Source organism: Massilia phyllosphaerae (assembly GCF_034659755.1).
GTDB classification, from domain to species: domain Bacteria; phylum Pseudomonadota; class Gammaproteobacteria; order Burkholderiales; family Burkholderiaceae_D; genus Telluria; species Telluria phyllosphaerae.
In genome coordinates, this window is the sequence record NZ_JAXSQX010000024.1 from 1 (window position 1) to 2,491 (window position 2,491).

Below are 2,491 nucleotides of genomic sequence, written 5' to 3' on the forward strand. Positions count from 1 at the left end.
CAGGTGGCGCACCGTCTGCTCTCGCTGGGCGTCAAGCCCGACGACCGGGTGGCGATTTGTGTCGAGCGCAGCCTCGAGATGGTTGTTGGCCTGCTGGGCATCCTCAAGGCAGGCGCGGCCTATGTGCCGCTCGACCCGGCCTATCCGCATGAGCGGCTGGCCTACATGCTCGAAGACAGCGCGCCGGTAGCCCTGCTGACGCAGAGCGCCTTGCGCCAGACGTCTATGACTGGCGAGGCGGCGCTGACGCTGCCGGTGCTGGAACTGGATGCCCCGGCCTTGTTTGCCGACCAGGCGGAATACAACCCGGATCCAGCTTCGCTTGGCCTGCACGCCAGCCACCTCGCTTACGTCATCTATACCTCCGGCTCCACCGGTCAGCCCAAGGGGGTGATGAACCAACATAATGGTGTTGTCAATCGGCTGTTATGGGCACAACGTACATATTCCATACAACACGGCGAACGTATTTTACAAAAAACACCTTTTAGTTTTGACGTCGCTGTATGGGAGTTTTTCTTGCCCCTTCTGTCAGGTGGCGAGCTTGTTGTCGCGCGTCCAGAAGGCCATCAAGATGTCGAGTACCTTGCACAGCTCATTAATAATGCGGGCATCACGATGGTCCACTTCGTGCCATCAATGCTTTCGGTGTTCTTATCCCTAGCCAAAACGCACCACTTCCCAACACTTTGTACAGTAATTTGTAGTGGAGAAGCGATTCCTTACAAGCTATTAGAGCAATTCAAGCAGTCGCTACCACATACAGATTTACATAATTTATATGGCCCAACAGAAGCTGCAATTGATGTCACATATTGGCCGGCTGAACTGAGGCCGGATAAAAAGGTTCTTATTGGCCACCCAATCGCCAATACGAAAATTTACATTCTCGACTCTAAATTACAAGTTTTGCCCGTTGGGCTAACGGGAGAAATTTTTATTGGCGGTGTTCAAATCGCTCGCGGCTATCTGAACCGATCGGATCTGACCGCCGAACGCTTCATCCCCGATCCGTTCAGTGCTGTGACCGGGGCCAGGATGTACCGCACGGGTGACCTGGGCCGCTATCTGGCCGACGGCAATATCGAATACCTCGGCCGCAACGACTTCCAGGTCAAGATTCGCGGTTTCCGTATCGAACTGGGCGAGATCGAGGCGCGCCTCGCTGCTTGCGATGGCGTGCGCGAAGCGATCGTGATCGCGCGCGAAGACCAGCCTGGCGACAAGCGCCTGGTCGCCTATGTGGTTCCCCAGCCGGGCCGGGAAATCTCGGCGGCCGTTCTGCGCGCCGAGTTGGCCACGACACTGGCCGACTACATGTTGCCCGGTGCGTTCGTCAGCCTGGATACGCTGCCCTTGACGCCCAACGGCAAGCTCGACCGCAATGCATTGCCAGCGCCGGACCAGGCCGCGATCGTCGTGCGCGCCTACGAGGCGCCGCAAGGGCCGACCGAACAAGCCATCGCCGAAATCTGGCAAGACCTGCTCGGTATCGAACGGATTGGCCGGCACGACCACTTCTTCGAGCTGGGTGGTCATTCATTAATGGTTTTGCGGGCTATAAATAAGATTAGTGAAGCAACAGGAATTAGATTGGATACGAAAATAGCATTCATTCATCCAACGTTATCTTCGTTTGCGGGTGAAATTAAAAAGCTATCGGAAGAAGAAGAAAATTTACGTAAAACAGAGATTTTTGAAATTGAATCTTCGCTTAGAAATATGCTTGATAACCTGAGCGAGACAGAATTGATCGAGCTTTTAAATGAGAAACATGTTAAACTGAACTAGCCAATGAAAAAAGATATTTCAGAAATAAAAAATAATTTGCTAGCAATTTTATTAAAAGAAGAGCTATCTAGGCGAGACATAACTAAGAAAATTTCGACAGTATCACGTGATTGTTTATTATCCCTGTCGTTAGCCCAGCAACGCCTGTGGTTCCTGGCACAGCTCGATGCCTCGGCCGGCGCGGCCTACCACATCCCGGTCGCGTTGAGGCTGACCGGCAAGCTCGATACGCAAGCGCTGCAGGCGACGCTGGACCGCATCGTCGCCCGCCACGAGAGCCTGCGCACGACCTTTGTCGAACTCGATGGACAAGCGGTGCAACGGATCGCTGCGCCATCCGTGGGCTTTGCCCTTGCGCGCATCGATCTGACCGCGCTGGACAAGGCGCAGCAGGAGGAACAGGTGGTGCGGCTGGGCGAAGAAGAGCGAAGCCGTCCGTTCGACCTGGGCACGGGTCCGCTCATCCGTGGCGCCTTGCTCAAGCTGGCGGAGCACGAGCATGTCCTGCTGGTAACGCAGCATCACATCGTTTCCGATGGCTGGTCCATCGGGATATTGGTCAGGGAAGTCTCCGCCCTCTACAGCGCTTTCAGCCAGGACAAACCCGATCCCTTGCCCGAACTGGAAATCCAGTACGCCGATTACGCCCATTGGCAGAGGAACTGGCTCAAGGGCGAGGTCCTCGAGCAGCAGCTGGGAT

The 2,491-nt window shown here is 55.1% G+C and carries 1 protein-coding gene and 1 pseudogene; both read left to right on the forward strand.

The genetic code is table 11. The annotated features are described in order from the left end of the window. Window positions 1-1,641, forward strand: a pseudogene (locus U1H99_RS30025) (non-ribosomal peptide synthetase); the annotation flags it as partial. A 153-nt stretch (window positions 1,642-1,794) separates the two neighbouring features. Further along, on the forward strand, window positions 1,795-2,491 hold a 697-nt coding region (locus U1H99_RS30030; RefSeq protein ID WP_323145154.1), incomplete at its 3' end, for a condensation domain-containing protein.